The sequence below is a fragment of the Siminovitchia sp. FSL W7-1587 genome (genome assembly GCF_037963795.1).
GTDB lineage: Bacteria > Bacillota > Bacilli > Bacillales > Bacillaceae_C > Siminovitchia > Siminovitchia thermophila.
Window position 1 is genome coordinate 1,061,840 of sequence record NZ_CP150169.1, and the last position, 26,572, is coordinate 1,088,411.

23 protein-coding genes and 2 pseudogenes are annotated in these 26,572 nt (G+C 39.3%); 10 read left to right on the forward strand and 15 right to left on the reverse strand.

Annotation, left to right across the window (positions count from 1 at the left end; translation table 11 throughout):
- Positions 1-41: 41 nt before the first annotated feature.
- The 10 genes and pseudogenes from NST31_RS05055 to NST31_RS05100 form a co-directional block, all read right to left on the reverse strand.
- Entirely contained in the window at positions 42-1,220 is a 1,179-nt protein-coding gene (locus NST31_RS05055; RefSeq protein WP_339164265.1) for a M56 family metallopeptidase, read from the reverse strand.
- 2 nt (positions 1,221-1,222) lie between these two features.
- Positions 1,223-1,600 (reverse strand): BlaI/MecI/CopY family transcriptional regulator, encoded by a 378-nt coding sequence (locus tag NST31_RS05060; protein WP_077110405.1) that lies wholly within the window; start codon positions 1,598-1,600, stop codon positions 1,223-1,225.
- 39 nt (positions 1,601-1,639) lie between these two features.
- Entirely contained in the window at positions 1,640-1,777 is a 138-nt protein-coding gene (locus tag NST31_RS05065; protein ID WP_339164270.1) for a hypothetical protein, read from the reverse strand.
- A 1,387-nt stretch (positions 1,778-3,164) separates the two neighbouring features.
- Positions 3,165-4,004: a hypothetical protein gene (locus tag NST31_RS05070; protein ID WP_339164273.1), complete on the reverse strand. Its 840-nt coding sequence runs from the start codon at positions 4,002-4,004 to the stop codon at positions 3,165-3,167.
- Positions 4,005-4,039: 35 nt separating this feature from the next.
- The gene (locus NST31_RS05075) at positions 4,040-4,468 is read right to left on the reverse strand and encodes a cytidine deaminase (RefSeq protein ID WP_077110408.1); all 429 of its coding nucleotides are present in this window, start codon (positions 4,466-4,468) and stop codon (positions 4,040-4,042) included.
- A gap of 53 nt (positions 4,469-4,521) precedes the next feature.
- A pseudogene (locus NST31_RS05080) lies at positions 4,522-5,043 on the reverse strand (IS3 family transposase); the annotation flags it as partial.
- A gap of 132 nt (positions 5,044-5,175) precedes the next feature.
- Positions 5,176-5,298: a hypothetical protein gene (locus NST31_RS05085; RefSeq protein ID WP_268920932.1), complete on the reverse strand. Its 123-nt coding sequence runs from the start codon at positions 5,296-5,298 to the stop codon at positions 5,176-5,178.
- A gap of 1 nt (position 5,299) precedes the next feature.
- The gene (locus tag NST31_RS05090) at positions 5,300-6,280 is read right to left on the reverse strand and encodes a hypothetical protein (protein WP_339164278.1); all 981 of its coding nucleotides are present in this window, start codon (positions 6,278-6,280) and stop codon (positions 5,300-5,302) included.
- Between the two features lie 160 nt (positions 6,281-6,440).
- On the reverse strand, positions 6,441-6,812 hold the full coding sequence (locus tag NST31_RS05095) for a peptidylprolyl isomerase (RefSeq protein WP_339164281.1): 372 nt from the start codon (positions 6,810-6,812) through the stop codon (positions 6,441-6,443).
- 782 nt (positions 6,813-7,594) lie between these two features.
- Positions 7,595-8,638 (reverse strand): annotated as a pseudogene (locus NST31_RS05100) (IS4 family transposase); the annotation flags it as partial.
- Positions 8,639-9,145: 507 nt separating this feature from the next.
- Between NST31_RS05100 and NST31_RS05105 the strand changes: the two are divergent.
- The 3 genes from NST31_RS05105 to NST31_RS05115 all read left to right on the forward strand — a co-directional run bounded on the left by NST31_RS05105 (position 9,146) and on the right by NST31_RS05115 (position 10,854).
- The gene (locus NST31_RS05105) at positions 9,146-9,415 is read left to right on the forward strand and encodes a hypothetical protein (protein WP_077110416.1); all 270 of its coding nucleotides are present in this window, start codon (positions 9,146-9,148) and stop codon (positions 9,413-9,415) included.
- 26 nt (positions 9,416-9,441) lie between these two features.
- Complete coding sequence (locus tag NST31_RS05110) at positions 9,442-9,717, forward strand: hypothetical protein (protein ID WP_339164284.1); 276 nt, start codon at positions 9,442-9,444, stop codon at positions 9,715-9,717.
- 738 nt (positions 9,718-10,455) lie between these two features.
- Positions 10,456-10,854, forward strand: a complete 399-nt coding sequence (locus NST31_RS05115) for a hypothetical protein (RefSeq protein ID WP_077110250.1) — start codon at positions 10,456-10,458, stop codon at positions 10,852-10,854.
- Between the two features lie 119 nt (positions 10,855-10,973).
- On the opposite strand, the gene NST31_RS05120 is transcribed toward NST31_RS05115, so the two are convergent.
- The gene (locus NST31_RS05120) at positions 10,974-11,750 is read right to left on the reverse strand and encodes a hypothetical protein (RefSeq protein ID WP_077110069.1); all 777 of its coding nucleotides are present in this window, start codon (positions 11,748-11,750) and stop codon (positions 10,974-10,976) included.
- A gap of 358 nt (positions 11,751-12,108) precedes the next feature.
- On the opposite strand from NST31_RS05120, the gene NST31_RS05125 reads away from it, so the two are divergent.
- The gene (locus NST31_RS05125) at positions 12,109-13,515 is read left to right on the forward strand and encodes a recombinase family protein (protein WP_339164287.1); all 1,407 of its coding nucleotides are present in this window, start codon (positions 12,109-12,111) and stop codon (positions 13,513-13,515) included.
- On the opposite strand, the gene rlmD is transcribed toward NST31_RS05125, so the two are convergent.
- Positions 13,496-14,875 carry a 23S rRNA (uracil(1939)-C(5))-methyltransferase RlmD gene (gene rlmD / locus NST31_RS05130; protein ID WP_339164290.1) on the reverse strand — a complete coding sequence of 460 codons (1,380 nt, stop codon included), beginning with the start codon at positions 14,873-14,875 and terminating at the stop codon, positions 13,496-13,498. The two genes, NST31_RS05125 and rlmD, sit on opposite strands and share 20 nt — an antisense overlap.
- Before the next feature lie 934 nt (positions 14,876-15,809).
- Between rlmD and NST31_RS05135 the strand changes: the two genes are divergently transcribed.
- The 6 genes from NST31_RS05135 to NST31_RS05160 all read left to right on the forward strand — a co-directional run bounded on the left by NST31_RS05135 (position 15,810) and on the right by NST31_RS05160 (position 22,175).
- Positions 15,810-16,430 (forward strand): DUF3298 and DUF4163 domain-containing protein, encoded by a 621-nt coding sequence (locus NST31_RS05135; RefSeq protein ID WP_077110066.1) that lies wholly within the window; start codon positions 15,810-15,812, stop codon positions 16,428-16,430.
- Positions 16,431-16,557: 127 nt separating this feature from the next.
- The gene (locus tag NST31_RS05140) at positions 16,558-17,436 is read left to right on the forward strand and encodes an EAL domain-containing protein (protein ID WP_339164293.1); all 879 of its coding nucleotides are present in this window, start codon (positions 16,558-16,560) and stop codon (positions 17,434-17,436) included.
- Between the two features lie 13 nt (positions 17,437-17,449).
- Positions 17,450-18,397 carry a GGDEF domain-containing protein gene (locus NST31_RS05145; RefSeq protein ID WP_339164296.1) on the forward strand — a complete coding sequence of 316 codons (948 nt, stop codon included), beginning with the start codon at positions 17,450-17,452 and terminating at the stop codon, positions 18,395-18,397.
- Positions 18,398-18,775: 378 nt separating this feature from the next.
- Positions 18,776-19,549 (forward strand): IclR family transcriptional regulator, encoded by a 774-nt coding sequence (locus NST31_RS05150; protein ID WP_077110063.1) that lies wholly within the window; start codon positions 18,776-18,778, stop codon positions 19,547-19,549.
- A gap of 411 nt (positions 19,550-19,960) precedes the next feature.
- Positions 19,961-21,349, forward strand: a complete 1,389-nt coding sequence (locus NST31_RS05155; protein ID WP_339164301.1) for an APC family permease — start codon at positions 19,961-19,963, stop codon at positions 21,347-21,349.
- A gap of 16 nt (positions 21,350-21,365) precedes the next feature.
- Positions 21,366-22,175 carry a creatininase family protein gene (locus tag NST31_RS05160; protein ID WP_077110061.1) on the forward strand — a complete coding sequence of 270 codons (810 nt, stop codon included), beginning with the start codon at positions 21,366-21,368 and terminating at the stop codon, positions 22,173-22,175.
- A 58-nt stretch (positions 22,176-22,233) separates the two neighbouring features.
- On the opposite strand, the gene NST31_RS05165 is transcribed toward NST31_RS05160, so the two are convergent.
- The 3 genes from NST31_RS05165 to NST31_RS05175 all read right to left on the reverse strand — a co-directional run bounded on the left by NST31_RS05165 (position 22,234) and on the right by NST31_RS05175 (position 26,143).
- The gene (locus NST31_RS05165; RefSeq protein WP_339164304.1) at positions 22,234-22,950 is read right to left on the reverse strand and encodes an NAD-dependent protein deacylase; all 717 of its coding nucleotides are present in this window, start codon (positions 22,948-22,950) and stop codon (positions 22,234-22,236) included.
- A gap of 595 nt (positions 22,951-23,545) precedes the next feature.
- Positions 23,546-24,958 (reverse strand): Na+/H+ antiporter NhaC family protein, encoded by a 1,413-nt coding sequence (locus tag NST31_RS05170; protein WP_205178071.1) that lies wholly within the window; start codon positions 24,956-24,958, stop codon positions 23,546-23,548.
- 39 nt (positions 24,959-24,997) lie between these two features.
- On the reverse strand, positions 24,998-26,143 hold the full coding sequence (locus NST31_RS05175; protein WP_339164309.1) for a saccharopine dehydrogenase C-terminal domain-containing protein: 1,146 nt from the start codon (positions 26,141-26,143) through the stop codon (positions 24,998-25,000).
- Positions 26,144-26,572 lie beyond the last annotated feature (429 nt).

The window sequence follows — 26,572 nt, forward strand, 5'->3', positions numbered from 1 at the left end:
CTCCTTTCATATTCTGATGATTGACTTTTCTCGCTGTAGCATTATTTACTCTCTATCAACTTAGGATTATCATATTCGAACATCTTTTCATCATTATCTATTAATAGATTCCTATCTGTTGTATTTCTTGATACATCTTCGTCCACTTCTAGAACCGGTTTATCCTTTTGGGGGAGTGTCTGATCAATCTTTCTATTTTCCTCATGATCCATGCTCGGATCGCTTTCATTCTCAGGTACAAGTACAGATGGTTCGGGAGAGGCGTCTGGAGTGCTGATTTTTATCATCATACTTGTACTAAAAGTCGCCACAACAATCATTGCGAAAATTGAAAATCCCCATTTTTTGTTTCTGACATCCATAATGGAGAAAACTCTGTGTTTCATCCCCTGCTTCCCACTATAAAAATTGGTGGAAAATGTACTTCGTACCTTGGATTGTTTGCGGATGACCCCAATAATTGTTTCAACATATTTTTGTCGACCATCCACATTCGTATTTTTGACTACTTCTTCGTCACAAGCAATTTCACATTGAATAGAAACTTCTCTTGCTATCAGGTAAACGAATGGATTGAACCAATGCAGCGCAGTCGCTAAAAATACAAGTGCTCTAAACCAAATGTCTCTGCGTTTAAAATGAATCAGTTCGTGCTTTAAAATAAGCGGAAGCTCATCCGGCGGAATGTTGCCCGTTGGGAGCAATATGGTTGGCCGGATAAAACCAATTAACATGGGACTGGAAATACCGGGACAGATTTGCAATTCTACTTGTTGCTTGATTCGCAACTTTTTTTGAACATCGTGCAACAGATTCAGTACTTGCAAATCCTCGACTTTCATGCTCCAGCGTTTCACCATTTTCAAGAAGTGTCCGTGTCGAATGACATGAATGATGATAAAAACAACCACACCGACAAGCCATAGTCCACTCAATAGAACAGACCATGGAATAGCTGATGACATCGTCATCTCATAGGGTGCTACGAAATGACTGTTTGTTGTCTTTATGGCAGGTATGAACGTATCAATACAAATTGCTGATTCTTGTCGGTGAAATCGGAAGGGAATAATCAGCCCGATAATAATGACCAACCATGTATAGTAACGTCCTTTTGCTGTAAATATTTTGCTTAATAATGGAGTGACGGCCATGTACACAAGCGCGATGATTGACATGGCAATCGAAACTTCAAGCAACGAAAACAACAATTTCTGCAATATTACTCCCTCCGTTCTTTCGCCCATTTCAACAACTCATCCAACTCTTCTTCGGTAGGCGGCTCCGTGTTATACAACGTATTTACAAAACTTAAAAATGAGTTTTTGTGATATTTCTTCATAAATTGTTCTGTTTCTAATTGAAGATAATCTTCTTTACTGATCAACGGGTAATACGTGCGCTCTTTCCCTTTCTTTTCTGTTCGTAAAAACCCTCGTTCTACCAAACGCCTCATAAGGGTGAGTACAGTAGGCGCTTTCCATTTACGTTTATCTCCTATTTCTGCCATAATCATCGCTGTTGTGATAGGTGGTTCGTTCTCCCACACAACCTTCATGATTTCAAATTCTGCATCAGGTAATTTTTTCATTTTCTCCATACAAATAACTCCTTTTTCTACAATTGTCTTCCTCATATTCTACACTTGTAAAATATGAAGGTCAATTGTTTCATGAATATTTTTACATTTGTCTACAAGAGGGGCGTATTCATTTGAAGTGATGATAACCGCTGCATTGCACAAGCTCTTTACGTAATGCCGTTTGCTTTGTTTCATTCATTAACCCATCTGATTTTTGGCTGGCTTGAATAGTGAAAGGATGATTCAAGCCTTTTTCATTACTGGATTGAATCATACTGATTTTTAAAGACTTATTTTAGGATTTTATTACAAAACAAGGGGATAGAAGTAGAAAATTAAATCCTGCTTAGATAGGTTAATTTAATATAACTACTTTTGTGGTTTTTTTGGAAAGTATTAACAACAATCGTGCCCTTTCTTACTCAATATTTTTCATACGCACATGCGTCATAAACGTCTCTCATGTAATGTACACTTAAACGTAGAGTCAATGTATGAGGGGCCATTTTTTAATGGAAATGGGGTGCTCAGAAAACAGTGTGGAGAAATGAAAAACAAATCTCAAACTACTAAAACATTTTCATGATCCTTACGAGCTATCCTGTTTTTTTCCACAATCGCAACCGATTGTGGAAAGCAGCATGAAAAAGATAAAGTGAAACTCCATTCAGTAGGGCTCCTACTGAATGTTAGTTGAACCAATCGGGCATTTAGGTGCCGTTTTCTCCCACCTGGACCTTGTGTATTCACTCAAGATTTTGAAGGGGAAGTCCTACGGCACCTTACATGCGGGATAAAGTGAAACTTCATTCAGTAGGAGTTTTCTTCCATCTCCTACTGAATGTTAGTTGAACCAATCGGGCATTTAGGTGCCGTTTTCTCCCACTTAGACCTCTTGTATTCACTCAAGATTTTGAAGTGGGAGTCTTACGGCACCTTACATGCGGGATAAAGTGAAACTTCATTCAGTAGGAGTTTTCTTCCATCTCCTACTGAATGTTAGTTGAACCAATCGGGCATTTAGGTGCCGTTTTCTCCCACTTAGACCTCTTGTATTCACTCAAGATTTTGAAGTGGGAGTCTTACGGCACCTTACATGCGGGATAAAGTGAAACTTCATTCAGTAGGAGTTTTCTTCCATCTCCTACTGAATGTTAGTTGAACCAATCGGGCATTTAGGTGCCGTTTTCTCCCACTTAGACCTCTTGTATTCACTCAAGATTTTGAAGTGGGAGTCTTACGGCACCTTACATGCGGGATAAAGTGAAACTTCATTCAGTAGGAGTTTTCTTCCATCTCCTACTGAATGTTAGTTGAACCAATCGGGCATTTAGGTGCCGTTTTCTCCCACTTAGACCTCTTGTATTCACTCAAGATTTTGAAGTGGGAGTCTTACGGCACCTTACATGCGGGATAAAGTGAAACTTCATTCAGTAGGAGTTTTCTTCCATCTCCTACTGAATGTTAGTTGAACCAATCGGGCATTTAGGTGCCGTTTTCTCCCACTTAGACCTCTTGTATTCACTCAAGATTTTGAAGTGGGAGTCTTACGGCACCTTACATGCGGGATAAATATTTACATTTATATCACCATATTTACAATTTCATTCACCCATTCTGAATCATTTTCGATTTCCAATAGTTCACAAAGTGTATCATGTACTTTTTTAAATTCAAGTACGATACTTCTCATAACACTCATCATTTCTATCGTTTCTCTTCCGCATTCCCAACTTTCAAGTAGCGACTTCTGCCAGTCTTTTAACCGACTTCTATCACCTTCGTATTTAGACCAATCACCAAACGTATTTGGTTGAATTCCTGAAGCCATATACCAAGCTGTTGACATGGATAATCGTAATGTATCAATACAATCCAAAGCATAATAATATTCTTTTGTCATTGCCTTCCGATAAGCTTCATGTAAATACGCAAAAAATTTTGTTCTCCAAGCTTCAAATTCAGCGATTGTTGGTTTGTAAGTCATTTCCATGGATTGTCTTTGTATAGCTCTCATCACTTCATTGGTGTCCTTGATTATTTTAATGTTTTGTAACCAAGGAGAGGGTTGAATATCGTCCAAAGTAAAATAAAAAATGTCCACTTTAACAAAACAATCATAATGGGCAACAGTATAGATTGACGAAGGATCAGAATCCTCAAAATACAATACATTTCCCCAGCTTTTTGCGTGTATCTGTTTATTTGCAATGTATTTGTTTATTTTGTGAGGTTTCACAACGATTCTAAGGTCAATATCCGAAAAAATATTTGTATTTTCATTACCGATGGAACCACCATAAAAAAATGACAGAACATTACCATCGCTTAATAAATCACTTGCAATTGCATCTAATAATTTGTTTCGGTTATTTGGTAATTCTAAGTCTCTCTCTCCATGTTTACTTACAAATCCACACATGAACAGGAATGCTCCTTTCTTTATCAGGAACTTCTTTAAACGTCACTGGTGTATTTTTCAGGAAGTAATTCCAAAATCTTACACTTTACTAATTTGTCATTATAGGGAATGATGACATCTGTATTTTTCCCATAATCACTAATTAACTCCCGACACATGCCGCAGGGGGCAACCACCCAACATTTTTCTATATTTTCATGAGGGTGAGGATGAGCCACGGCTACAATTGTTTCAAATTCATGATCTCCTTCAGAAATAGACTTACCGATAGCTATTGCTTCCGCACAAACGGTGATTCTTCCCACATTTGCTTCTACGTGAACGGCTGAAAAAATAGCACCAGCTCTAGTTCTTACTGCGGAACCAACATGGTGTCGTCCATACTTATAATTTTTTTTAATAACTGTTTCTGCTTCTTTGATCAAATCATAGTCTCTATCCTCTAAAGGGCGTACCTTTAACATCATATTAACTCCTTAGTCATTTTAACCTTTACTTTATAATCCTACTATCAGCATTGCTTTTGAAGCTCAATCTTTATTTTTCTCTGGCCGTAGTTATTTCTGCTGGATTTGAATATATCTTTGATAAGCCTTATCAGTTCCTCTTCTTCCTGGCCACCTTTGATTTTGGCTTCATCATAATACGTACTTCTAGGGACTTGCAGGACGTCACACATTGCACCTGCGGTTACTCGGTGCAGTAAAAACATGTGCTGATACTGAGTATTTGTGAGCGTTATTTCGAATCACATCTACTTTCGTCCCATGATCAGCGCGGCTTGCTTTAAAATGTCATTCCCCATCGCAAGCCTTTGGTTTTCTTTACGTAGCTTAATCAGTTCTTCCTGTTCAGGCACTCGGTTATCTTTCTCTTCAAAAGAGTCAGTCATATTGTGTTAACGCACCCATTTATCAAAGGAAGAAGGTGTTAGATCATACTCCATGATGATTTCGGTTCGTGGCTTGCCAGTTGCATACAGCTGTACGATTTGTTCTTTAAATTGTTCATTCTCGATTCTCCTCCGACTAGATTGAATCGAGTCTATGACCTTAACAAATCTGTCCAACTAAGTGTAGCCGATTCAAAAAGATTCCTTATTGAAATGGATAGAAAGGTCTAAGTCTTTCTCGAATTAATTGCAGTATGCTTTGCTATAGAACCTGAGTATTTAAACTTTATCACCAAATTTCTCTCTTATTGCTGTTTCTACTTCATCTCTTTTTTCTTCTTTATTTTCATCGTCAATTTTTTCCTCTTCAAGTAATGATTCTAAATACTCTATTACTGACATATTAATTTCCCCTTTCATATGATAGTGCATTAGCCAATGACATCATATTACTTGTAAGGCTTGTCGGCATATTCGCCATAACTGAAAATGGGTAAGAATTTACTGAATGAAGGTCTTCTCCATCTACTCTTGTACCATGAGGAGCATAAACTACAATGGGAATTTCCAAGTCCAAATCTTTTAGCTTTTTTATGTATTTCCTTATAGTTTCTTCTTGCTTTTTCCCACCAGCTTTTTCATACCTATATATAATAATATCTATTTCACCACTAGCTATCGCCTGGTCAAATTCTTTGAAGTTTTCCAAACTCAATAACCGAGCTTCATCTACTATTCTACGAATTCTCATTACTTCAAGTCTTTCCATCTCTTCTTTTTTATCTTGGGGGCTTAAAACCATTACTCTGCTCTTTCTAAGAGAGTGTTGATTCTCCATAAACCTTTCTAACTCACTGTATTTTGCTTCAAAGTCTTCCATTTTAGGATCAATTAAAAGTTTAATTTTAGTTTTAGCTTCCTCTTCAATTACCTTTACGGAATCCTTCACTGTTGAGTCAGCACTTTCTTTTATCTCATTAATGGATGATTTTATTGTTAAATTTGCATTTTCTTTTACTTCTGTTTTCGTTTGACCAAAAATCCAATAAAGGACTATTGTTCCACCTGTTACCAAGACGGCTAATGCTACAAAAAATAAGCTGACTAAGTTCATGAAGCTTTCTCGGTCATTGTTTGCAAAATCCTTATAGTTTATATATTCCTGTTTAAGAAAATCAATCGTTTTATCAGCACTACTATTTCCTGTTGTTGAATTGTTTTCCTGCAGATCGCCTATTTGACTACTTAATTTGGTAAGTCTTTCTTCTAATTGCTCCAGCTTTTCGTTCATTGAATTATTAATGTGCAATAAAAAGAAAAAATTGAAGGCTAGTAGGGCTATGAGCAATATCCCTAACACCTTTTCAATGTTGTTTTTCAACATACCACCCCCAGCATTTACTATCAATTTAACCACGTAAGAAATAGAATTATCAAGGGAGAGAATAAAGAAATAAAATTGCAGCCAATTCTCATCCCTTATTCCATTAAAGCACCCCATTAGTGGAAGAGTGTTTTTGCTTAATACAAAAACATCCCGTTGCTTATAGACTTGTCACGTTATCAAAAGGTATTGATTCCCCATTTACTAGAACTTCTATTACATCGTGTTCTGGGTCTGTCGTTAAATAAAATGTATGTTGCTTTACAGCGTCTTCTGCTAAATTGGTTTCATTCAACTTTAAAGTAACTTTATCCCCTTGTGTTTCTAAATCAGTTTCTACATCTCCACTTGAATGAAAAATGATATAAGAACCTTTTTCTCCATCATTGATTAATTGAAGTTTTAAATTGGAATCAATTCTGTCTTGCACATGATTAGGTACATTTTCAATTTCACTAAAACTCAATGCTGATGAATTACAAGCCGATAAAATCAAAATCACTAAAGTTACAGATATATATGTTTTCTTCATTGTTTTGACTCCTTCTGCACTTTACTTTGATACAGTTAAAACAAATATAAATTCCACTTTTGATTCAATTCTATTTGAAATAACAAAAAATCCATTGGTGCTTATTAAAGAAACCTGCTTCGTTAGTACAATAAAAGACACGATAATCCTTCTTAGTTCAATTAGTTCAACAGAAAAGTGCGTTAAACCTTCTTGAAATCATCATAATTTTAAAATAGTTTACCGCAGCCTACGGGAAAATTGAAAATCCATTGGTTTGGCATCATTATATTTATATAACCACTACCACCAGTATGTATTACCTTTTCTCTTTTTTTCGCATATTTGCCCCGAACTAAAACCTGATGCACGTGCTCCGAGCTCCTGATACCTGAATATAATTATTATCAGCCATGATTTCTCCTTTTTATATATGATACGGTAAATATATGAGTGGGTTAACCATATTTAATCACTACATGACCATAATAGAATTTTGTGGATAAATCGGTATGACAATATTTTTAATGACAGCTTTACTAATTTTTGTTGAACATCACGTTGCTTAGTATTACTTATAGATTTGCTATGAATAAAACATTTATAATTTTTGAGCACATTGACGAGAAAATAGTTTATTTAAACAGAAATAACCTCACTACTGTTGCATAAAATTTGATAGAATTTCCCATTTATTCACTTTCCGTGTTAAGAGCTAAAAAAGTAAAAACCTAACTAAAGGTGGTTCCATCCACTTGGGGTTTATTTACAATTAGACTTTAAGAACGACGACGACTTACTTATCAGGGAACGCCTTTTCCTTCAATTTTCCGAAGCCAAATATGCGCTAAGCAGCCCGTAATAACGGCTGATTTGCAAGGTCTTTCGTTTGCTTCCTGTCTCTATTTGTACGAGAATATGTAGGCAAAAAACAATCAGTGCGATGAACACTTGATTTTGGATGGCCCACTCGCTTTGACCGTAGAATTTTTTTATGTTGAGATGTTGTTTGATCCATTTGAAAAATAATTCAATTCCCAACGTGATTTATACATCTCTGAAATTTCTTCGGCGCTCAAATCAAACCGATTTGTAATGAAGTGTAGTACATTCCCTTTTGAATCCATCCCTTTTAGAAAACGAAAGTAATTTTTAGCACTATTTTGAGTCGTAGTCGTACCAATCAGCACCATTTGATCAGATAAAACAGTCGTATCCTCGGGCAATTTAAAATTGTAAATTGCCCGTATGACAGCGCTTTTACGTAGTCTTGATAGAAAAAAGTAGCCGTCATCCTTCATGCGGTCAAAGCGCTCGTAGTCCAGATAGCCACGGTCAAACACATACATGCATTCCTTGTCATCCACCATGAATTCAAGCTGACCACGGTCGTGTTCTTTTTTTGTTATGACGGCTTTTTCGGGATAGGAAGTTCCTTTTTCCATAAATACAAGGCGTAGATGCAGTTTCACACCGGCTTTTGTCTTGCGGAACTTTGCCCCACCCATGGTTGTTTAAATTCAGTGACAATGTGCTTGAATCTATGTTTTTTAACGGCATAACAAGTTTTGTATAGTGAGTTTTGGCATGCATTTATGAGACTAAGTCATGGAAAAGCCTTTGAAATAGATCTGGATTCATACCATTTATTCGGCGTGACAGCTGCGAAATACTGATCGAATCAAGGTCAATCTCTTTTTGAAGATGATCATCGAAAAGACAATCACTTAGCGCATAAAGACTTTCTACTTCATGTAGCTAAGAAAAAAGCAGTAATTTTAGGAATGACTCTGTCGTTAATTTTTTAGTATAGAAATCTAACTTCTGGTTTTCACCTGTTCTTCAAATTATGAAGTTTTTCATGTAATCTTGTCCATGAGTTTGTGTCCTTTTTAGTGGATTTGGATGGGTTACCACATGACTTATCCATTATAAAAGACTTTTTCTATGCAAAAAATAAAAAGTGAAATTTAATTAATGCAACACTAGTGATTTCAGAATCATTATCAAAACTAGCAATGATGCCAGTTGATAAAAGTAAGATTCCACTTGCAATAAAAAGTTTTTTAGCTTTCAGCCAAAAAGGCCGAGAAAGAAAAAGAGAAAAAAGAAGCTGAAGAAGAACAGAAAAAGCTCGAACAAGAAAAACAGAAAGAAAAAGAGCGACTCGAAAAAGAGAAAGAGCAAAAAGCGCTTGAGAAGGAAGAGGCCGAAGCAAAAGCCAATGCCGAGGCGAAAAGCGCTGAATCAGCGAAAGAGTCTCCCCGTGATGAAGAGATCAAAGAGGTTATTAAAAAATCGCAAAGAAATATTTCAATGATGTTGAGATCAAAGAGATTAAAGCAAATGAAAACATGGGTCTTAATGACGGGAGTTATGTTGTACTCCCCCACTTCACTTGGAATGTAAAAAACGGTGCTAAAAATACACGTAACATGCTATCAATGTACAGTGAACATCTAGCTGCAAAGTTGGCCAAAGAATCTGATGTAAGTGAGATTACAGTATTCTGGGAGGTTCCCTATCATAAAGAAGCAAACAATGTTGCCAAGTTTAGTTATGAAAGAAATGGTGAACAAATGATGGTTGGCGAAGAATGGTTTGATCAGGTGATTCGTGAATAATATAAAGTGCGAGGTGAAATAAAATAATGGATGACAAAATAAAAACTGAGATGGAAATACAGAATGAACTTGAACAGTTAACTATTGAATTTCGTCGTGAATCAACGATTACAAACTCTCAAACGAAGAAAGATAAACTAAAGTTTATAAAAAACAAAGCGAAAAATCTAAGTATGAGAAGCATGCCCTTAAAAGGTTCAAACTTATATACCGAAATAGTGGGTTTGCAATACGACGTTGACCAAAGTTTAAAAGAAGAAACAAATAAATCAAGGAAGCGACACTTTGATCTTGAACGGTAACATCGCTTGATTTTAAGCCCTCTCGAAAGGGGCTTGTTTTTTATAAAAAACATTAACTTTTTTCATAATATCTGTTTACAACGTAAAGCGGTGGTATAATTTGTTATAGAAAGGAGGTGAAAAGTTGGAGGATGTAAGAAATATAGTCCTCACCGTCGCAGGAATCATCGCTAGCATCAAGGCGCTACTTGATATATACGATAGATTCACTAAAAGAGACGATAAGGACTAAACCACAGGGGGAGGCAATCCCCCTCCCTACAAATATTATAACACATCTTCCTCAAGCTTATGAATAAGATAAACAGTACAGACTTATTGGCGTTTGTTTTAATGGCCATACTGCTCTTGGAAATTGACTTCAACAACATGACTACATTAAACTGGATCGGTTTAGTAGTAAGTTTATTATGGTTTATACTCTTTATTACTAAAATGATATTACCAACAAAAGAAAAGAAGTGAGTGCGATGACAACTTACCAAAACTATACTCTAAAGCCGACTTAGCTCGGCGTTGGAACGTAAGTAGACAAGTCGTAAAAAATTGGGAGTTGAGACATGACGATTTTCCAAAACCGGCGATGTGGGTACATGACAACTCCCTCCCTCTTTATATTGAAAAAGACATCAACGAATATGAAGAAAAACGAGGTCTGTTAAAAAATGAAAATTAAAATCGGTCCCCGTAAACCCAGCTTAAAAAAGCGTATCAGCGGACAACGTTTTTACACGGAATATGACTGGAACAACAAAAAATAAAGAAGGGAAAGTGATTGGTATGACTTTTAAAGATACGAAATATCTTCATATTTATGCTCAATACATGCCACACCACGAGTCATTTATAGTGGGGAATAAAACAGCATTATTAGAATTAAAAAGAGTAATTGATGTAGCATTAAGTACGGGAGAGTCTCAAGGTGATTTTTCTGCATCTGATGGAGAGGGTTATGAAGTAATTGTGATAAAAGTTTCAGATGACAGCATGAAGTTATTTGAATCACTTGAAATGCCTTATACAGAACAATACGGAGAAATTAATAACCATATGTATTTTGTGAATGAAACGAAAGATAACAGTACACCTCATCCTCCTGCGATCTTGTTGAAAAATAAAAATGAGGATGGGAAATAAGTAAAAAATCATCGGAATTGGTACAAACCCAGAAAGTAAAACCGCATAAAATCAAGTTTGAAAACCCTTGATTTCATGCGGCTTTTTTGATTTTCACTGGGTTTTACCCAGCATCATTTTTAAAATAACGTAAGGCCTGGTTTAGGTTTATATTTTGAAGGAATTATAGCTCTTAAAGAGTAATGATGTTTCATTGCGGCTGGTGTTCCTCCTATATGGAAATGCCAGAACCATTGTGATGTACCAGGTTTTAAATATGCATGTAAACTACCATTATCTAATCTAAATACAATTTGTTTTGTAGGTTTGTGTTGAATACTTAATAATGTTGTAACTTTACCTTTAGAATTTTTAATATTCCAGATTAATCTGTAATTCTTTCCTACTTTTTTTAGATTCTTTTTTAAATATGAGGATGCAACACGAGTTCCATGTCTTACAACAGTTTGTAATGCAATTCTTGCAACATGGGCTAGAATTGGAACAAAAATTGGAGCTATTGCAGGTTGTACTTCTCCATGTTGACCCTCAAGTGCTGAGTATACTTCCCCATGTTCTCTTTCTAGTTCTAGAAATTCCTCGCTATAAAAATATGTATTAAAAATCTTATCAAACTCTTCATCACTCATTGTTTCAAATTCTTCTTCGGTATAAGGAATTGTTTTAAGATAATCATCAATTTCATCTTCAATATTTGATAACTTTTGAGTCAAAATAATGTTTTCTTTCTCGCTTAGCGCAGAATTATACTGGTTTTCATCCTTGATTGAAACCTTATTAGTTTCTGCGCTAACCACATTGGTAAAAAAAGGTAATGTCATTCCGAAAACTAAAAGGAAAGCGCATAGTAAAGAAATTACATTCTTCATCCTCTTTTTTGAAAATAAACTGTTCATTTTCAAATCCTCCTGAATTATAAATTTGTTTAATTATAACAAATTTTTTTAAAAAAACGAATAAATAAATACAGGAAGCGATCACTGCTCTTTATATTAATCGACGGTGTATTGGGTGCTGAAAGAGACCAATTGTGGTAAAAAGCATATTTTAAACTAATTAAGGATCCTTTGATTACCTGAGCATTTTGTAGTTATAAAGGGACTGTCTAAAAAATCCAATTGAGAGTAAAGGCACTAAAATATAAAACCCAAGAATGTTGATTTTACAGCAATCTTGGGTTTGTTTTATTTAGTATTCAAGCTGTAATTTTACTTTTCGGACAGCCCGCCTTTTTTTAAAAAGGAGGGATAATTTATGAATGCAGCTATATATGTAAGAGTATCTACACACGAACAGGCTGAAGAAGGTTATTCTATAGAAGAACAGAAAGAAAGGCTAAAATCTTTTGCTGAAGCTAAAGGTTATGATGTTGCTAAAATATATTCGGATCCTGGATTTTCTGGTTCTAATTTAGACAGGCCAGCTATGCAAGAAATGATAAAGTTAATAAAAACTCGATCCATTGACGCTGTGTTAGTCTACAAAATAGATAGGTTAAGTAGATCACAGAAAGATACTTTATTTCTGATAGAAGAAATTTTTCAAAAAAATGGGGTAGCCTTAATTAGTATGAGCGAATCATTTGACACATCTACTCCCTTTGGAATAGCTATGATTGATATACTTTCCGTTTTTGCACAACTAGAGAGGGAACAAATAAGAGAACGTTTTATAATGGGAAAAGAAGCGAGAGCAAAGAGTGGAAAGTGGCATGGTGGAGGTGGTGGTGCAAGGATAGTCACAGGATATGATTACATTGATGGCAGTTTGATTATCAATGAATACGAGGCACAATGCGTCAAATACATCTATGATAGGTACAACAAAGGTCACGGTATTTTTAATATATTAGAAAATGTTAGGGAAAAGTTTCCTGGGGTTCTTTCTTCTGAAACAACAATAAGCAACATTCTTTCTAATCCCATTTATATAGGAAAATTGAAATACAAAGGGGAAATTTATGAGGGCGAACATGAACCTATAATAGAAGAGGATTTGTTTAATCGAACTCAAGAATTGTTAGCAAAACGAACCAGTAAAACGAATCCTTTTAGAAAAACCTATCTATTATCTGGGATAATCTATTGCGGTTTATGTGGAGCTAGAATGAACGGAAGAAGCGGAGGATTGCTAAAAAATGGTGAAAGAAACAAATACTACAAGTGTTCTGATAAAATAATTAAAAAAAGGAAAGGTATTGCCGACGAATATTGCAATAAAAAAGAAGAAGCGAAAGAAGATATTGAAAATTATATCATAAGTGAGATTAAAAAAGTCAATATTGGTAACTTCGAGCAATACAAAAGAAAGAATAACGATAAAAATAAAGAAGTCTCAATACTTAAAAAGAAGTTGGGTGGCATCGATAAACAAATATCCAACTTGGTTGATTTATACAGCTTAGGTAACATCCCTGCCGAAGTAATATCAAATAAAATCAAAAAACTAAATGAAGACAAAGAAGGTATTTCAAACAGAATTAATGAATTAAAAAAGGAAAAAGATGTGAAACACTTAGAGCAAATAAAAGAAACAGTCTCTCAATTACCCAATTTCGACTGGGAGAACGAAGAGACTGATAAGAAAAGATTAGTCATTGCAACGCTTATAGATAGAATCACGGTCTTTGAAAATAAAGTTGTTATTGATTGGGCTTTCTAATTATGTTACAAACGCATTCTATATGTGTCGTATGCGGGAACATATCCACTGGCTGCACTTGCACCGTTGCATAGCCACCATCTGTAAGAATTCGCAGATCCCGCGCCAATGTGGCCGGATTGCAGGAAACGTAGACGACTTTCTCGGGTTTCATGTCGATGATTGTTCGTAACAAGGATTCGTCGCAGCCTTTTCTTGGCGGGTCGACGATGAGGGTGTCTGCTCGCACTCCTTCCTCATACCATTTTGGAATGACGCGCTCTGCCTCCCCCACCGCGAATTCGACGTTGGAAATACCGTTCAGTTCCGCATTGCGTTTGGCGTCTTCTATTGCTTCGGGAACGATTTCGACGCCGTACACTTTTTTGGCTTTTTGAGCCAGGAATAGTGAAATGGTTCCGATGCCGCAGTAGGCGTCGATGACGGTTTCTTTTCCTGTGAGTTGAGCGTATTCGAGCGCTTTTTCATATAATACCTTCGTCTGTTCAGGGTTGACTTGGTAAAAAGAGCGGGCGGAAATGGCGAATTTGATATGACCGATGTAATCGTAAATGAATTCATCGCCCCAAATGACGTTTGTTTGCTCGCCGAAAATAACGTTTGTCCGCTTTGTATTGATGTTCTGGACGATTGATTTGACTTCTGGAAGCGCATCAACGATAGCTTCCACCAGTTTTTTTCGGTTGGGGATGTCTGATGTCCTTGTGATCAGGACGATCATGATGTCTCCTGTCGCCTTACCGCTTCGCACCATGATATGCCGGAGTGTTCCTTTATGCGTCTTCTCGTTGTACGCCCTGAGTCCAAATTGGCTGCAAATCGCTTTGACTTTCTGAAGCACAACATCATTTTCTTCTTGCTGGATGAGGCATGCTTCCATGTCAATGATGTCATGTGTGCGCTGTTTGTAAAAGCCGCCGACAAGTCCCCCTTCCCGCTCCCCAATCGGCACTTGCGCCTTGTTCCTGTACCGCCACGGATCGTCCATGCCCAACACGGGATGAACAGGAACGCTATCGAGCTTCCCAATTCGTTGCATGGCCTCCCGTACTTGTTTTTCTTTAGCAAGGAGCTGTCCTTGATACTTCATGTGCTGAAGTTGGCAGCCGCCGCATTCTTCATAAATGGGACAAGCTGGAGCCACCCGGAACTCGCTCTTTTCCTGAAGTTCAACGAGCCGTCCAAACCCGTATCCTTTATTTAATTTTGTTGCTTGTATTTTCGCTTTTTCTCCTGGGAGCACACCGGCAATAAAAAGCGGGTAGCCGTCTATTTTTGCCACGCCTTTGCCGTCATGCGTCAAGTCTTCCACATAAACGTCATAATACTCATTTTTTCGAATGTCTGGATGTTTGTTCATGATTTACGCCTTCTTCTTTGCAGTTTGCTGATAAGATTGTAACATACATCACCGAGGGAGTCGTAATTCCAGCCATAACAGCTTCTCAATCAGTGAGGATAAGCCGACAGGAATAGGTTAAGATTCTTAGTCGTAAACCTCAATTTCCGCAAAACAATGGCAAGATCACAGCATCATCAAGCAGCACAGTTCTTGAAAAAGCACACACTTTTTCTTCGTTCGATGCCGATGTTGTTAAAGCTTTCTTTGTTCTGACGTGCGCTTGCACTCGTACGCCCTGTAATCGCCCCCCCTTGAAAAAAATGCGATTCGATGTATCTATGGCCGAAGTTTTTTTCTTACCCTGCTTATCAGGACGAATCATGCTTTGACGAGCTTTTCGTTACTGCCAATTGATCCTGTATAAACTGAAACTTCAATCAGCGAAGGCTTTTTATTCACGTTGATTGCTAGTCAAGACAATCGGACTTTTACTGGCAGATGGATCACTCACCCCGATACTGTCAGTTAAAGCGGGATTAGGAGAAATTCCAATCAGCTAAGGCTTGTATTCACGCTGTTTGCTAGTCAAGACAATCGGACTTTTACTGGCAGATGGATCACTCACCCCGATACTGTCAGTTAAAGCGGGATTAGGAGAAATTCCAATCAGCTAAGGCTTGTATTCACGCTGTTTGCTAGTCAAGACAATCGGACTTTTACTGGCAAATGGACTACTCACCCCGTTACTGTCAGTTAAAGCGGGATTAGGAGAAATTCCAATCAGCGAAGGCTTTTCATTCACGTTGATTGCTAGTCAAGACAATCGGACTTTTACTGGCAGATGGATCATTCATTCCGTTACTGCCAGTTGATGCAGGATAAAACTCGCCTGATACACGTCGGCCCATTGGTTGAATATGATACGTTAAAACGATGTGGAGTTGTGTATGCCATGCTGAACGCCTTGCCGGTAAACATTCAAACGAGTAAAGCATACTTTGGCCCTCAGCAATCTGTTTTTTATCCCCAAGTGTCTGAAATGAAAAATCGCGATTTGGAAAAAATGATCAATCGAACGATCATGCAGCAAACAAAACAGCTCATTCAGCAGCAAGCGGGTGATATACCGACACCGATAGAAGAGATGATCGGCTCTTATGAAATCAAGAACAATCAACGCAACATTCTTAGCATGTCATTATCCAATTATGCTTACCACTACCATGCCGCCCATGGCATGACGTATATTAAGTCTTTAACATTTGACTTAAAAAAAGGAAAGCTTTGTGCTCTTCAAAACTTATTTAAACCGGGAAGCGATTATGTTGAAAGACTTTCGGCCATCATTCAATCACAAATAAAGCAACGCAACATCCCTCTTCTCAATGGCCAAGTACGCATTGGGCCGAACCAGGATTTTTACATTGCGGACAAAGCGCTCGTCATCTTTTTTCAATTGTATGAAATCACCCCATATGTCTTTGGCTTTCCCATGTTTCCCATCTCTGTGTATGATATACAGGACATCATTGACGAAAATGGACCGCTTGGCCGAATGGCCGTCAATAATTAAGGACAGGTCAGCAAGATTATAAAAAATAGAGAATTTTTCTACCTTTACAAAACTTCATAGATCATTAACAATATTTTAAAATTAACCCCTTAAAATAGATGTATAAATAGACAAAGAAGGTGCATACATGAACCACTCATCGTCTTTCCTTTCTTGGGCCGATCATTTTATTTCCTACTTAAAGTATTTACATTATCGACTCAAGAAAGAGAGTTTGTATCATAAAAGATTTATGATGCTGCAAAAGATTATGCGAAACCAATTATTGGACACCTTCTTTCAGCCCATTGTCTGCCTGCAATCCGGTACAACGATAGGGTATGAAGCTTTGAACCGACCGGCGCCTTCAAAGTGGTTCCCCAGCACTGAAAGTTTTTACGATTTTGTCGGACAAACAGATCAAGTTTTCTTGTTTGATTATTTTTGCAGAAATATTTCTTTGCAACGCTTTATGGAGTTGTCTGAACATCTTGAAGCCCGTGAGGATACATTGCTTTTTATTAATATACATCCCCATGTTTTACTCGATTCCAGCTATCATAGCGGGGAAACACTAGGTCTTTTGCAGGATTTGGGAATTGATCCGGGAAACATTGTATTGGAATTGACAGAAAGAAGTGCAGTGACTGATTTCGTCCAGTTTGAACAAGTTCTCTCCAACTATCGTTCACAAGGCTTCCGTATTGCCGTAGATGATATGGGGGCAGGATATAACAGCTTGAAAACACTCGTTCATTTAAAGCCGGAATTTATCAAGCTTGACAAATCATTGACTCAAAATATTGATCAAAACAACGCGCAACAGCAAATGGTTACGTTAATCATTGAGTTTGCCAAAAAGACAATGACACATATGATTGCGGAAGGTATTGAAAGGGTGGAAGATCTTGCCTATTTGAGCTACAAAGAAGTGGATTTTGGCCAAGGATATGCTTTGGGCAAGCCTAAAAAGGAGGTTATGCCGGGGAAGATCCCAGATTTTTTTCAAAAACGGAAAATATTGTGAGAAAGGTGAGCGTATGGCAACACATATCGGTGAGATCGCTGAACCAGTCCCTTGTATTTCCCCAGATACAAAAAGCCAAGAGGTTGATAAAATTTTTAGCGAAAACCATCAATTGCAAGGAATTGTTGTCATAGAACAAGGCATACCGATCGGACTGATTACAAAAATACAGTTCTATCAAAAAATTGGCACACTGTACGGTTATCATTTATATATGGGAAGACCGATTACATTATTGGGACCCAAAAAACCCCTCATCGCACATTATTATGACTCCATTACAGAAGTAAGTAAATTGGCAATGTCACGCAAGGAAGAAAACCTTTACGATTATGTCGTCATCATTCAAGATCATAAGTTTGTAGGAATTGTGAGTATTCAAAGGCTGCTCATGAAGTTAGTCGAAATTCAAGTGGAAATTGCAAGCTATTTAAATCCTTTAACAGGTTTGCCCGGCAATCATATTATCGAGGCAAAGCTGAAAGAAATCATTGGAAAAGAACCATTCAGCATACTGTACTTTGATCTCGATCATTTTAAAGAATATAACGATACATATGGTTTTAAAAGAGGAGATGACCTCCTTAAATCTACTGCAGAATTGTTGAAAAGGATTATTGTACAAAATGGCGTTTTTCTGGGGCATATCGGCGGAGATGATTTTATCGCTATTTTAAATCATTATCATTATCAATTCAGCTGTGAAAAAATAATTGAAGAATACGGTAAAATGATCACGTCATTTTATAGTCCCGTTCATCTGTTGCAACAATATGTTGTCACCGAAAATCGTTTAGGCGTGCTGGAAGAAGTATCGCTCGTTTCATTGTCCATAGCGGTCGTCACAAATGAAGCACAGCAGTTTAACAGTGTAGAAGAATTGGCCGAATTTGCAGCGGTAGTAAAAAAGCGCTGTAAAAAGGTGAAGGGTAGCTGCTATTATGTGAATGACAGCCATTAGGGGATTATGGTATCCCAACGTCAACAACACTTTCTTCCGGCTTGATATGTCGCGCTTCCATATAGATGTTGTATGGGAGCGCCGTCCCGCCTTGCTCCTAGTCCACCTTACAGTGCCTTGCACCGGGGTATCATTCATGTTTCTCTATATGGTTCCCATGCATCGCGGTGGCCGCTGCTTCACTTTCTTCTCCCCCTTTTCTTGAAAATCTTCATCCGAACTCATACTTTTTTTCGATTTCCCAGCATGGCTCCAGCTTCAAACTACATATGTTTTTACTATTGATTGTTCGCGTATCCACCCACTTCTTTGCAGTTTGCTGTGAAGATTGTATGATAAGTACTGGATTCGTAATTATGATGACTAAGGTGTGTGAATATGAAAGAAACAGGAAGCAAAATTAACAGTCTGGAAAAAGCATTGGCTCTGCTGGATTTATTCTCCGAAGAAGTCGCCTCTCTGACATTAGATGAAATCGTTGCATTATCGGGCTACTCAAAATCAACCGTTTTTCGGATGGTCAGTTCCTTTGAAAAGTTCGGATATTTATCGAAGGTACAAAAAGGAGGCGAAATGAAAATATCGTTGGGGATGCGTTTCCTTGAAAAAAGCCGCTATGTTTCCTCCCAGTTAGAAATAAAAAGAGCGGCAAAGATGCCGATGCTACAGTTGCGGCAAAAGACCGGGCTTTCTGTTCAACTTGCCGTCAAATCGGGTTTGGATGCCATTTATATTGAGCAATTTGAATCTATGAAAGCCGTACGTGTTTATCCCCAGGTGGGCCGAAAAGTTCCTTTATATGCCGCTGCCTGTCCACGGGTGTTGCTCTCCGGTCTGAGCGAAAAAGATATTCGGACTTATATTCGTAATCAAGAGCTTTCCTCCTTTACTGAACAAACTTTAAATGAAAAAGAAGAGCTCCTGAACGAAATGATGAAAATAAAAGAACAAGGCTATTCGATCAGTAAGGGTGAGCTTTACTCTGGAACTTTAGCCATTGCCGTACCGATCTACCACCCTCCGGGCCATATTGTGGCCGCTTTGAGTGTTATTGGATTGGAGCAAGATTTTGAAACCGAAAGCTTGGAACATTTCTTACAGCTTTTAAACGATGCTTCCAAAAAAATAACAGATTATTTGACTTCCAAATGATAAAGCAGCTTGTAGAGAAAGGATGAGATTTTCTCTACAAGCTTTTTTTAGGATAATTGTAAAAAATATGGATTCATCCCGACCTTTGATACAAGCCCTGCAAGCCATCCTTATACGTATTGGATGTAATGCAGGTTTTGAAAACAATCCCTGGTAGAACAGTATGTTCAGCACTCACATGTTTCCGTCATCATTGGTGTAAATGGCTGTAGTAATAGCTTCACTAATATAACGAAGCGCTTCTTTTGCTCTTTTTCATTATCGAAGTGTTATGTCGGCGAAGCTGGCCTCGGCTGAGATTTTTTACGTTAACACAAAACAGTTATTGATTATAATTCACGCCGTGTTAAAATATAACTAAATTCGTATTATGGAATTACTATTTCACAATGCGGAATATGGGGGTTAAAAATGTCTGTTCAAAAAGTACACGCGGACGGGGCCCAAGGCGCAAAGCTGTCTAGAGGCCTCGGTTTTATTGATTTATGGAGCGTTGGTGTCGGCGCTTTAATTGGCGGCGGAATTTTCACCGTCATTGGCCCGGCCGCAGCGCAGGCGGGGCCGGCATTGTTCGTTGCCTTTTTAATTGCGGGAGTAGTAGCATTGCTCTCCAGCTTGAGTTATGCAGAAATGGCTTCACTATGGCCATATGAAGGAGCATCTTATGCCTATTCAAAGTTTGCTTTTTTGCCCATTTCCAAAGATTTGGCACAATGGATGGCATTGCTCTGTTCTATGCTCTATTTCTTATCTTTTGCGTTTGCCGCAGGTGCGGTCAATATGGGGTTTGCCGGCTATTTTCAATATTTATTCCCTTCGCTTACACCCCAATTCGTCGCACCAATTGTTTCGGTTTTAATTACTCTGCTGTTACTGGCCGGTATTAAAACGACTGGGAAAGTGAATACCATTTTTTCCATTATTCAAGTCGCGGCATTATTTGTCATTTCAATTATCGCCATGTTCTCCAATCCGTCTGGTCCTTTCACGTATCCTGAATTTTTACCAAATGGATGGACAGGAGTCTTTGCTGCCACCGCTTTGATTGCTTTTGGACAAATGCAAGTCGAGGCTGTCCTTACACTGGGGGAAGAGGCAAAGAATCCTCGGAGGAATTTGCCTCTTGCACAAATTTCGGCTTTGGCAACGGTCGTTGTTTTGTATATATGCACCGGATATGGGGTCGTTTCCGCCGCCGACATTAAAGCGTTAAGTGAATCGTCGGCTCCCCTTTCACTGGCTGTTGAAAAAGTGCTTCCAGTTGGAGGAGCCATGCTCATTTCGATTGCCGCGTTAACAGCAACTGGCACTTCGACTGTCGGGTGCCTGCTCGGTTCTTCCAGAATGCTATTTGCGGCGGCACGCGAAAAAGCCATTCCGGCGATTTTTGGAAAAGTGAATGAAAAAACGAAAGTACCAGCCAATGCCATTATTTTTACAGGTGTCATCGCTTTGGCTACAACACTGATGAGCTCTTTCGGGCTTGGACAAGCAATCTCGATTGCTGTTGGCGCCGCTGTTTTTTCCAACTGGCTGATGATGGCTTTAATGAATATCGCGCTTATCATTACAAGAATCAAACAGCCCCATTTGCGGGCATCGTTTCGCTATCCGCTCAATATCAAAAATATTCCCGTGCTGGCGATCATTGCGACAGTTGCCGCAATGGCCATTTTGGCTTATATTGAGCCGATTCCACTGCTGATCGGAATCTCATGGGTCATCGTTATTACGATTTGGTATTTTGCCTATTCTCGAAAACGCTGGGAATTTTTAGATGAAAGTGAATTGGAAGATTAAGAGGGAGTGTTTTTTTATGAAAAGCGTCTGGCTTCAAGAAAATAAATCACACGATGTAGAGGAATATTTAAAACATAAGAAGAGCATCATTGTGCCAATCGGCAGTGTTGAGCAGCATGCAAGACATCTTCCTCTCGGTACGGATTCCATGGTTGCCATCAAAGTGGCTGAAGAGGCCGCAAAACAATCGGGAATACTCGTGAGTCCCCCGCTTTGGCTTGGATGGGCTCCCCATCACATGGCATTTCCTGGAACGATTACGCTTAAGCCGGAAACATTAATCGAACTTGTCTATGATGTATGTAAAAGCTTAATCTACCATGGATTTGAGAAGATTCATATTTTTAATGGCCACCGTGAAGCAAACTTGCCGCCTTTAAAAATTGCGGCGACGAAACTCCGGAATGAGACAGGTGCTTATATTTCAATTTTGGACCCTTTTTATGTCGCTTATGAAATTGGCAAAGAAATCAAGGTGTCAGAACCTGGAGGAGTCGGCCATGCGGCTGAGATGGAGACGTCCCATATGCTCTATATCCATCCGGAGCTGTGCAATCTGGAAGAGGCGGTCAAAAACATTCAGGAAAAACATCGCTTCCTATCCCATGATCCTTTTGTTGAAGGGGATACCGTGTTTGTTCCGAGTGACGTGGCCCTGTACCGCGAAGGCGCATTAAATATCGGTGTCGTTGGGGATCCGACCGTTTCGACTAAAGAGAATGGCGAAAAATATCATAAGCAACTCGTAGAAAATGTGGTCGAATTTATTCATTACTGTGAAAATGAAATTGAGGTAGACATCCGCAAAAAAGAAATACCTTTATAAAATACAATCAAAGTCCGCAGAGAACGATTGAGTGATCTCTGCGGATTTTTTGAATGCCCTACTCTTTCAATTGATGATCCAATTCCTTTAAGAGCGAGCCGATTTTCCGGTTATGAATGGTCATGTCGGCATATATGTCCAGCTCGGTCGGCTCCATATTCACAATGACGAGATAGGCTCCGTTTTGTTTCGCGATGAGTGGAAACTGGTTGGCAGGTGTAACACTGAGTGAAGACCCGAGAACGATAAACAGCTCTGCCTTTTCACTCTCTTCCGCGGCTTGAAAAAGCGCATCCTCCGGAAGCATTTCTCCAAACAACACAACAGACGGGCGAAGTTTGCCGCCGCACTCACATTCATATTGCTTATTAATGTAAGTATCATTTCTATACTGTTTTCCACACGATTGGCAATGAACCTTTTGCAGTGTTCCGTGGAGTTCCGCGACATTTTTGCTGCCCGCTTCCGTATGAAATCCATCCACATTTTGTGTGATGATACTTTGGATGATTCCGTCTTTTTCCCATTTGGCCAAAATGTCGTGGCCAATATGAGGCTTGCAATCTTTCAAGCCTAGCACACGGTGGCGGTAAAATTCGAAAAATTTTTCCACATTGCGGTTCAGCGCATCAGTACTTGCAATCCGGCTTGGATCTTCTTTCTGCCAAAGGCCGCCGCTTTGAGAACGGAAATCGGGAAGGCCACTCTCCGTCGACATGCCTGCTCCTGTCAGGACAACTGTATAATTGGATTTTTTCAATTTTTCGAGCAACACCTGGTACAGCACTCCTTTCAGCTTCTCACTTCAGTATAGCATGGAAATAGAAATGTGATGGGTTGTGGCAAAACGGAAAGTGAATCATTTCTAAGCTGCTGGATGAAATGGCATTTTCGGATGACATTCCGATGACAAGCCGTTTTGAACGTCCTCCCCCTTGCTAGCGGAGAGCCGCTTCCCCGCTTTTAGAGTCCTGCCTTTGCCATGTCGCGGCTCTGCGGCGTTGCTTCCACAATTGATTCTTATTTCTTTAGTATGCGTTCGGGATGAACACCCGATTGCTCGAAGAACGATTATCACGACCAAATTATCGTGGAAACCTAGAAACGGGCAGCACCTTTTTGCACAATAAAGGCCCTCTTCGATTGTTACACTGCGTCTAACAATATAGATGCGGTTCGTTTACCTTTACATAACGGGTATCAAGTCCGCTTTTTCTTCCTCGATTAGGGGTATCCAGCAAATCTGGTATTCGGTTTTTGGTCTCCCTCCTGCTTGCCTATTATCTTTTTAAGCCAGAATTGGAATCTGATAAATGATTCTTTTTATAGAAAACAAGATAACACATAATATTCTGTAAATAATAGCACTCCTAACCAATAAAGATGAGGCCAATCGCAAGATATAAAATAGCGGCGATACAAGCAACCGTTAAAGCGTATGGCAATTGTGTCCTAATATGATCAATATGATCTGAAGCTGCCCCCGTTGAAGCTAAAATGGATGTATCTGAAAGCGGCGAACAATGGTCACCGAAGACACCGCCTCCCGCGACTGCGGCAATGGTGGCAAGCACCACAGTACTGATTTCTCCTCCTGAAAAATGAAAGGCCATCGGAACCGATAAGGGAATCATAATCGCAAAAGTTCCCCAAGACGTGCCTGTCGAAAATGAAATGACCGCCGCGATGAGAAAGGTTAGTAGTGGCAGTAAACTGGCCGACATCCACCCTTCAGTGATCGAAACAATATAAGATGCAGTCCCCAGTTGTTGACTCAAATGATTAAGCGAATAAGCAAACGCCAAAATAATAACGGCGGGCATAATTCCCTTCACTCCATCTGTAGCCGTTTTCATGATTTCTTGCAATGGGATGCCTTGAATTCGCATAATGATACCGAGCACGACAACGGCCGCCAAGAACGCTTCCATCGTTTTGGCAGATTGAACAGCCATAAAGGTCCCGACAGCGATCGAAATGACAATAGCGACCGGAAAGAAAAAGTTCAAAAAAATATTCGTTTTTATCCCTTCGTAAGGAGGTGTATTCGTCAACTCCTCCCCCATTAATGGCTCAGCCCCATCACGCAATACTTTTCCTTCTTCCATCGCACGCCGTTCCGCCTCCTTCATGGGACCGTATTCAGGAATGAACCGGAGAGCCAACAATCCAACGAAAAGGACGGACAGAATGGCGTAAAAATTGAATGGAATCGATTGGACAAATACATTTATCGCAGATGATTGATCACTAACACTCCCTAAACCGATCAGCAGCCCGGAAATATAAACTGCCCAACCCGAAATCGGGATCATGACACTGACGGGAGCAGATGTCGAATCTGCGATGTACGCTAGTTTTTCCCTCGAAATTTTTGCCTTGTCTGATACATTTCGCATCGTTGATCCGACAAATAGCGGACTGAAATAATCGCTAAAAAAAACAAACATACCTAATAACCATGAGAGGACTTGTGTTTTGACACGGGTTAAATTTCTCCTATCAATTATCTTTGTAAAGTTTTGAATGGCCCCGGTGCGCTGAAAGAAGGCAATTAAAATACCAATAAACAATTCCAGTAAAAATATCCACGAAAAACTCGTCGTTCCTAAAGAATCTTTTAATAAGTTAGGAAAGCCCATTAATCCTTGTCCCGCAAATAAGACACCGACAAAGCAGGCCACAGCCAAAGAAAAAACTGTATTTCGGGTTATAAAAGCCAAAGCAATGGCAACCGTTGCCGGAATGATCGAAACAATGCCTAAGTGTTCGGCCGCTTCCATATTTTCTCCTCCAAGTATAATATGGGCAACTGCTTGTGATCAGTTTTTGTTAAACGAAATCGTAATCCCTCTCTTCTTCAACTCTGTCATGAAACCATGAAATTTCTCTCCAGTTATTAATTGTTCAATCGGGAGAACGCCCTGATCAGCAATCTTGCCTCTCGCCATCCAATCTGCCACTACTACTGCTGGAAAAGCTGTCGTTTTCGCCATCGAAGTAATGTTACGTTCCCGGTCGTACAGGTCGACCATCTCCCATGTAAATGTTGCTGTTTCCCCATCTCGTTTTCCTTTTGCAATGACCCTTAATACGGTTGTATCTTCAATGGAGCCGCTTTTAAGTTTGGGCTCCAACAATGCGGTCGTCACCTGTTGCGGACTGATCATAATGCCGTCTATGTTGAGTGTTTTTTCATCCAAAAATCCCAACTCGGCCAAAACCCCCATTTTGGTCCAGTGACCCTTGTAACGCACTGTTTTTTCATATATTTTTTTGACTTTATTTTTTAAAGTATGGGGGACACTATGGGCATCAGTAATAACAGCCTCGCACGCGCCCACTGGTTCCGGAAAATGAATATCTTCCAATCCCGAGAGTGGGGGAAATTCAATGATTTTACCATTTTCAGCTGCCAAAGCTGGCCTTGTGTACAGTTTCATCACGCTCTCCAAGCGAAAAACGACTTGGTACCATAATGGGGGTTTGGGATGACGGGGTAACCCGCCGCAAATCATTGTCACTTCATCCGCTTCGTCCAACAATTCAGCTCCACGCGCCGCTAAAGCGTTTACAATTCCAGGCGCGACACCGCACCCCGGTACGATCAAGACGTTACTGTCTTGTGCGGCACCGTTTAACCTTTCTTTTTCTACATATTGAGAGCCGACTAAGTCCACGAGGTGGCACTTTGCTGATATCGCCGCTTGCACAGCCAGAAAACTGAGGGAATGGGGCAAGCAGGCGATCGCAATATCAGCTTCCCGCATCACGTCTGTCAGGCCTTCAACCTCGTTTAATTGTGCCAGTTTGCCTTTTACTTTCGCATTATTCGCCTGCGATACACACTGATCCAAATTCTTTTGTAAACCATCTACCGCCAGTACCTCGGCAACTGCCTCACTTTTGGCAATCTCGCATACGACTAAGTTGCCAATCATTCCGGTTCCTAGCACAACAACTCGCATAAAGTTCAACTCCTCTATCCAATCTGGGTTCAGGGGCACGCGCTATTTTCACCCGCCCGCTTGTCCCGCATTACATATTTATGCAAAAGGTGTCCCATTAAATACGTTTCGTTATAAATTAACCGTAAGCATCGATGAAACGGCACACTTACACACAAAAAAAGCGGAATGATGTTTCATCCGCTTTTGTTTTATGGTCATTTTTTTGGTAAAGTTTATCCGATTTTACATGCAATGATCTGCCCGGGATGGTGGAAGAGTGGCTCACAACATGATGAGTCGATGAACCCATACATAACATAGCGTGCGGCCGCTTTTTCACGGCTTTTTTCTACAATAAACAGAAGAGTATGGGACACAAGCAAAGCCGTAGGACTCCCACTTCAAAATCTTGAATGAATACAAAAGGTCTGAGTGAGGGAAAACGGC